Origin of the sequence: Erwinia sp. B116 (genome assembly GCF_002865965.1) — a bacterium.
Classification (GTDB): Bacteria; Pseudomonadota; Gammaproteobacteria; order Enterobacterales; family Enterobacteriaceae; genus Erwinia.
Genome location: NZ_JRZZ01000074.1, coordinates 1 through 7,325 on the forward strand (window position 1 = coordinate 1; position 7,325 = coordinate 7,325).

Here is a 7,325-nt window from a genome sequence, read left to right on the forward strand (position 1 = left end):
CCGTCGGCCCGGAGGCGATATCCGCCGGGTTATCCCCCGGTACGTCGCTGATCATCAACGACACCAGCCGCGCCGGCTGCGCCAGCGCCGCCAGCTTACCGCCCTTCACCGCCGACAGATGGCGGCGCACCAGGTTCATCTCCTTAATCGTCGCCCCGCTGTGCAGCAGCGCGCGGACGATCGCCTGCTTATCCGCCAGGGTAATCCCTGCTGCCGGCAGCGCCATCACCGCCGAACCGCCGCCGGAGATCAGCGCCAGCACCAGATCGTCGGCGGTCAGCCCCTGTAACACCGCCACGATCTCCCGCGCGGCAAACTCAGACATCGCATCTGCCACCGGGTGCGCCGCTTCGAGAATGCGGATGCGCCCGGCCGGTACCGCATGGCCGTAGCGGGTCACCACCACTCCGCTCAGCGCCACGTCCGGCCAGGCGGCCTCCACGGCGGCGGCCATCGCCGCCGAGGCCTTACCTGCGCCTATCACCACGCAGCGCCCGCGCGGTTTTTCCGGCAGCGCCGGCGGAATAACCAGCCCGGGGCGGGCGCGGTCAACGGCCCGATTGAAGATATCCTGCAGCACGGCTGCGGCCTGTTGATGATCCATCAGACGGTCTCAGCAACGGTGGAGCGTGCGGTGATAAATTCCACTACCGCCTGCGTGACGTCGGCCGTGGTGGCGCTACCGCCCACGTCCGGCGTCAGCACTCCTTTACGGCAGGCGTGCTCAATCCCGGCCATCAGCCGCGCGGCGGCGTCATGCTCGCCGAGGTGCTCCAGCATCTGCACCGCGGTCCAGAAGCTGGCCACCGGGTTGGCGATGCCTTTACCGGTGATATCGAAGGCCGAGCCGTGGATCGGTTCAAACATCGACGGGAAACGGCGCTGCGGATCGATATTGGCGGTCGGGGCCACGCCGAGGCTGCCCGCCAGCGCGCCGGCCAGATCGGAGAGAATATCGGCGTGCAGGTTGGTGGCGACGATGGTGTCGAGGCTCTGCGGATGCAGCGTCATACGGTGGGTCATCGCGTCCACCAGCATCTTGTCCCACTGCACGTCCGGGAACTCCTGCGCCACTTCCGCAGCGATCTCATCCCACATCACCATACCGTGGCGCTGGGCGTTAGATTTGGTCACCACGGTCAGCAGCCTGCGCGGACGCGACTGCGCCAGGGTAAAGGCATAGCGCATAATGCGGGTGACGCCGACGCGGGTGAAGATCGCCACCTCGGTGCCGACCTCTTCCGGCAGCCCACGGTGCGCACGACCGCCGTTGCCGGAGTACTCGCCTTCCGAGTTCTCGCGGACAATCACCCAGTCCAGATCGCCGGGGCCGCAGTTGCGCAGCGGCGGCGTGATGCCCGGCAGGATTTTGGTTGGCCGTACGTTAGCGTACTGGTCAAAGCCCTGGCAGATCGGCAGGCGCAGGCCCCACAGGGTGATGTGGTCAGGTACGTCCGGCGCGCCCACCGCACCAAAGTAGATGGCGTCAAACGCTTTGAGGGTCTGCAGGCCGCTCTCCGGCATCATCACCCCGTGCTGCTTATAGTAGTCAGAGCCCCAGTCAAAGGTTTCAATGGCAAAGCTCAGCTGCGGATCGTGGCGCTCCAGCGCCCGCAGCACTTCGACGCCGGCAGAAATCACTTCAGGGCCGATACCGTCGGCAGGGATGGCAGCAATCTTGTAGTTACGCATAATAGTCTCCGAATGGGTTCAGTGTGTTTCAGGATGAGAAAGTTTGCTGGCCTGCGGCTTTGCGCCTCTGGCCGAGAGGATCAGCACGGTCAGCGCCGAGATAACCAGCAGCCCGGCGACAAAGTACAAGCCGCCGGTGTAGCTGCCGGTCTGCTGGCGGATGATGCCGATCATCATCGGCCCAACGAAGCCACCCAGGTTGCCGATTGAGTTAATGGTGGCGATGCCCGCCGCCGCCGCCGGACCGGAGAGGAACAGGGTCGGCATACTCCACAGCGGCGGTTTCGAGGCGCTGATGCCGACGGTGACCAGCGTTAACGCGAGGATCACGCTAAGCAGCGAACTGACGCTGCCGGCATAGATCAGCCCGGCCGCCGCCAGCAGGCAGGCACCGATCACGTGCCAGCTGCGCTCGTTGCTGCGGTCCGAGTGGCGCGCCCACAGGATCATGCCGATCACCCCGACCACCGCCGGTGCGGCGTTGAGGAAACCGATCTCCATTGAGGAAGCGCCGAAGCTGTGAATAATCTGCGGTGACCAGATGCCCAGCGTATAGAGCCCCGCCGAAGTGCCGAAATAGACCAGCGCCAGCGCCAGCACGCGCTTGTCCGCCAGCCCGCGCCATGCGCTGCTGTGGCTCTGTTTCGACGCCCGCGCCTGCTCCTCCGCCAGCATGGTCGTCTCCAGCCACTCGCGCTCTTCATCGGTCAGCCACCGGGCTTTCGCCGGCCGGTCGGTGAGGAAGAACAGCACCACGATGCCGAGCAGCACCGCCGGAATGGCCTCCAGCACAAACATCCACTGCCAGCCGGCATAGCCGAGGAATCCGTGCATCTCCAGCAGCGCGGCGGAAATCGGTGAGCCGAGCGCGGTAGAGAGCGGCGCGGCGGCCATAAAGATCGCCGTTACCTGCGCACGCCGTGCCGCCGGGAACCAGTAGCTGAGATAGAGGATGATGCCGGGAAAGAAACCGGCTTCGGCGACGCCGAGCAGAAAGCGCAGGGTGTAGAAGCTGGTAGTACCCTGCACGAAGGCCATACAGCCGGAGACCAGCCCCCAGGTGATCATCACCCGGGCGATCCAGATCCGCGCCCCCACCTTGTGCAATATCAGGTTGGAGGGCACCTCAAAAAGAAAATAACCCAGGAAGAAGATCCCCGCACCGAGGCCAAATATGGTGGGCGAGAAACCTAAATCCTGATTCATGGTGAGCGCGGCAAAACCAATATTGACGCGATCGAGAAAAGCGATGAAGTAGAGCAGCATGATGAAGGGAATAATGCGTAACGTCACTTTACGCATCACCCTTTTTTCGAGGTGATGATTCATATTAACGTGCTCCGATTTTTGTAGGGTTGTGTTATTTTTTTGTAGTCGAAGTCAGTATGCTGATTTGCGGCGGCGGGTCATTAATGCCAGATTATATAAATAATTTGAACAATGTTTTCAGGGGTGAAAAGTGGATATAAATCAACTGCGTTGTCTGATTTCCGTCGGTGAAGAGCTGCACTTCGGCCGCGCGGCCCAAAAGCTGGAAATGATGCCTGCGTCACTTTCCCGCTTCATTCGCCTGCTGGAAGATGACCTGGGCGTACGGTTGTTAAACCGCTCAACGCGCAATGTTTCGCTCACCGCCGAAGGGGCTATTTTTTTTGACGAAGCTCAAAAAATTATCGAGCGATTTGACGCGCTGGCGCAGCGATTTAAAGGCGGATTAAAAGACGACCGCCGCACCTTACGTATTGGTGCGATTGACAGTGCGGCCCGCGGATTAGTCCCCGCGCTGTTAAATCTGTTTGTGCCGCTGCACCCGAACAGCGATATTCATATTATCGAAGACAAGACCAGTAACCTTATTCCACGACTGAAGTCCGGCTGGCTGGATATGATCTTCTTTCGTGAACCGCAAACCCTCGACGCCAGCCTGGCGGTGCGTTTTATCACCCGCGAGAGTTGCGTGCTGGCCGTGCCGCTTGACCATCCGCTGGCCGCGCGCGGCCGGGTCAGCGTCGCTGACTTCAGCCACGAAGCGATGATTATCCCCGAACGGCGTACCCGCCCGCACAGTCACGATCTGACCATGACGATGTTCAAACTGGCCGGGATCAGCCCGCATATTGGCCAGTTTGCCGAAGAGAAGCAGACCATCCTGAGCCTGGTAGCCGCCGGGCTGGGTCTGGCGGTGGTGCCGGCCTCCTACCGCAATATGAACAGCGACGCCGTCGCCTATATCGACCTGGATCTGCACGCCGACCTGAAAGGGCTGCCGCTGAGTATTGCCTGGCAAAAAGGCAGCGAGGATCGCTATCTGCTGGAGATGCTGCGGCTGCTTGACGAGCATGAAAGCGTGCTGACCGGCCGGTTGTAGCGGCTGCGTTGTTGCCAGCACCTGAACAAGCTACGCTAAACCCTCAGCGATCGGCCCGGCGTTTACGCAGACCATGGCAAACCGGTAGCGTACAGCCCTGCTCCTGCGCCAACGCTGCTCAACCGGCACCTGTCGACCTGCCCTGCAAAAGGATTGCCACGCGTTAATTAACCGCTGGCGGTTAGTCCTCTCCTGTATCATGCCGCTGAAATAGAGGAACCTGTTTACGAGGTGTGAGGGTTAATCACTTTCCTGACGTTTGATGACTTATTTATTCAGCGATCTCTCCACCGATCGCGGTGAATTTTCGCCCGTGGGTTGGTTGACCTTTTCACTTCAAATGTTCTACTATTTCGCCGTTTTTGCAGGCATCTCAGGCGGCAGTCGCGTGGCAGCATACGGGAAAGACTGCCTGCATTAACCGGGGTTTCTCAAGGCATTACGTCGACAGCATGATAACCACTGCGGACCAACCCACCTCATGGGGTGCCTCAGGCAGAACGTGTTAACTTAAGTCAAACTTTATCTTTATCAGGCTGAAATAACGCCCTGCGCCGTCATTAATGACGGTGAGCGGATTATTTTTGCCAGCGATCTCCAACGTCGGACCAGCACAACGCTATTCCGGCGCAGACCAAAAATAATGCGACGATTATTTCGCAACGAGAATAAACGGATATTTTGGCTTTTTAGGGCAGGGTAAGGAGAGAAATTGAAACGCTATAAGTTACGGAAAATAAGCCTGGTCACCGCGGTGGTGACGCTGACGTCAAGCTGCGCCGGAATGCACCAGGCCGGGCAGGATTACGGCACCGCCATCGGCTGCGTCGGCGGCGCCACCCTCGGCGGCGGCCTGACTTACCTGATCACCGGCGATGCGAAAAAAGCCCTCGTCGGCGGGTTAATTGGCGGCGTGGCGGGCTGCGTGGCCGGTAACGTCTGGCAGAACCGCGAAAAGGCGCTGGCTAAAATCGCCGCGGAAGAGCATATCGCCATCCGCACCCGCACGCTGGAAGCCCAGGCCAAAAGCAGCAAGCAGGCGGTAGGCCTGGTGGCGCAGGTCGAGGACAAAGGCATGTTCGATACCGACAGCGCCCGCCTCTCCAGCGATGGCCTGCGTCAGGTGAAGAAACTGGCGGCCGCGATGAAAGAGGGCGACCAGGGTGGAGTGATCCTGATCGTCGGCCATACCGATGCCAGCGGCAATGCGCTGTCGAACCAGCGGCTGTCAGAACAGCGCGCGCAGACCGTCGGGCGGGTGCTGGAACAGGCCGGTCTGAGCGCGAAAAACCTCTATTTCCAGGGCGCCGGCTCCTCACGTCCGGTGGCCGATAACGCCACCGTTGACGGCCGTGCGGCCAACCGCCGCGTGGAGCTCACCGCGCTGGCCAGCGAGGCGCTACTGAAACAGCGCCTCGAGCAGGAGGGCAGCAACCTCGCCTATCTGCGCTACGGCACCACTGCTACGCCGGTAGCTTCCCCGACGCGGCGCAGCACAACTGCGGTGAAAACCTCACGTTCGGCGTCAACTGCTTCGGTGTCTGCATCTGCCTCTGCATCGTCATCGGCTACGGCATCCGCCCCTGCATCATCGTCGTCGCCGGTTTCTGCCGCTGCGTCAGCCTCCTCTGCATCGCCAGCGTCCTCCACTTCATCCTCCCGTACCGCCGCCGCTGAGAAGCCGACTACGACAGCAAAAAACGCTGCACGCGCCGGTGGCCCGGTGGCGCTGGTTGATTTTGGCGGCCAGCCGGTCAGCAGCGGTACGCCGTCGCTGGCGCTGAACCTGAAACCGCGCAGCAGCGGCTTCAGCCTGATCTCCGAAGCCAACGCCGGTGGCGTGATGAAAAGCTGCTACAGCGACAGCGCCCGCTTCAGCGGCCAGGCGAAAAACCTCGCCAGCGGCAAAGCGGTCGATACCGCCACCAAAGCGTATCTGCCGGGCATGAACGGCCGCGCCTGGGCCGGACTGGTTAACGGCCATCTGGTGACGCTCTCCCCGGTGTGGGTGCTCAGCGATGACGCCACGGTGACACAGAATCCGAAGGTCTATATCACCCGCGACTACCAGAAGAACAACCGCAAACCCGACGCCGCGCTGAGCGCGGTGGCCAACGCCTGGCAGGGTGAAGACGGCATTCTGTACCGCGTCTGGCTGCAGGATGCGCAACAGCAGCCGATCTCCTGTATCGATCTGCTGGTGCCCAATAAGGCCAAACAGGCGCAGCAGGGACAACTCTTCTACAGCAATCACAACAGCGAATATATGGCCGGCTATACCCCGGTACGCAGCTAATTCAAGGAACTCAGATGGAATTTTTGCAAAGTCTTATGGAGGCGTTCTCCCTGTATCGCCATATCGTTGTGCCGGTGCTCAGCCTGCTGGTACTGACGGTGGTGGTGATCCGCTGGTGGGATCAGGTCAGCTATTTCTTCCTGAACCTGATGTGCAGCCTGCCGGTGATCGGCCATATTGCGCGTCTGTCACGCGCCAGTGAACCGCGCCGAACCGGCACCGGTCAGGGCCTGTGGTATCCGTCCGAGGAGGCGATCTGCGCCAAGTACTGGAAGTACTACCGCACCTCCAATCACACCGCCGACTTCTATCTGCACTGCGTCGACTACCTGAGCAAGGTGGACGAGCGCGGCCGTAAACCAACCAGCCTGCTGCTGTGGTTCTGCACCGCCGGGCTGGTGGCGCTGGAAGCCTTTATCTTTGCGCTGGTGCTGTCACCGTTTATCGCCACCAATATTACCGCCAACCAGGCCGAAGCCTCAGCGATCGTGGTCTCGGTGCTGATCGGGGTGATCCTGGTGCCGGCCACCCACCGCATGGGTAAAGAGCTGCACCGCAATACCCTGCTGAAGAAGATTCGCTACTGGCACACCGAAGCCCGCCACAGTAATACGGCGCTGGCGCTGCAGAATGACAAAGATATTTCGCTGGAAACCACTTACCAGGATGACAACCAGCCGAACTATCTGCAGATGCTCAACCGCGTACCGCACAACGCTCAGGTGACGCCGCAGTACTGGGCCACCGGGATTGCCGTGGCGCTGATCCTGTTCTTTGCCATCGGTGCCTACTTTGTCCGCGCCGCCACCATCGATAACCAGGACACCCAGGCCGTGAACGGTTCACCGTTCAGCCAGCAGGTCAGCCCTGCGGCGTCGCCGTTCGATCTGCCCGCAGAGGCGGTGGCCGATAACGCGGCGGCGGATAACAAGGCCGGCGCAGAGATTGCCAGCAACCGGGTATTTGCCT

Annotated in this window: 5 protein-coding genes and 1 pseudogene; 3 read left to right on the forward strand and 3 right to left on the reverse strand. The window is 61.0% G+C overall.

Going from position 1 to position 7,325, the window contains the following annotated elements:
* From NV64_RS22225 to NV64_RS22235, 3 genes are all read right to left on the reverse strand, one after another.
* Positions 1 to 604, reverse strand: a 604-nt coding sequence (locus NV64_RS22225) for a glycerate-2-kinase family protein (RefSeq protein WP_146005538.1), incomplete at its 3' end; no start/stop codon positions are given.
* The gene (locus tag NV64_RS22230) at positions 604 to 1,692 is read right to left on the reverse strand and encodes a tartrate dehydrogenase (RefSeq protein WP_056235292.1); all 1,089 of its coding nucleotides are present in this window, start codon (positions 1,690 to 1,692) and stop codon (positions 604 to 606) included. The genes NV64_RS22225 and NV64_RS22230, both read right to left, overlap by 1 nt.
* 18 nt (positions 1,693 to 1,710) lie before the next feature.
* A complete protein-coding gene (locus NV64_RS22235) occupies positions 1,711 to 3,021 on the reverse strand; it encodes an MFS transporter (protein WP_056235289.1) in 1,311 nt (436 codons plus the stop codon).
* Positions 3,022 to 3,151: 130 nt separating this feature from the next.
* Here NV64_RS22235 and NV64_RS22240 point away from each other — a divergent pair, with 130 nt between their 5' ends.
* The 3 genes and pseudogenes from NV64_RS22240 to NV64_RS22250 form a co-directional block, all read left to right on the forward strand.
* On the forward strand, positions 3,152 to 4,060 hold the full coding sequence (locus NV64_RS22240) for a LysR family transcriptional regulator (RefSeq protein WP_056235286.1): 909 nt from the start codon (positions 3,152 to 3,154) through the stop codon (positions 4,058 to 4,060).
* Positions 4,061 to 4,772: 712 nt separating this feature from the next.
* Complete coding sequence (locus tag NV64_RS22245; protein WP_056235283.1) at positions 4,773 to 6,356, forward strand: OmpA family protein; 1,584 nt, start codon at positions 4,773 to 4,775, stop codon at positions 6,354 to 6,356.
* 14 nt (positions 6,357 to 6,370) lie between these two features.
* Positions 6,371 to 7,325, forward strand: a pseudogene (locus tag NV64_RS22250) (hypothetical protein); the annotation flags it as partial.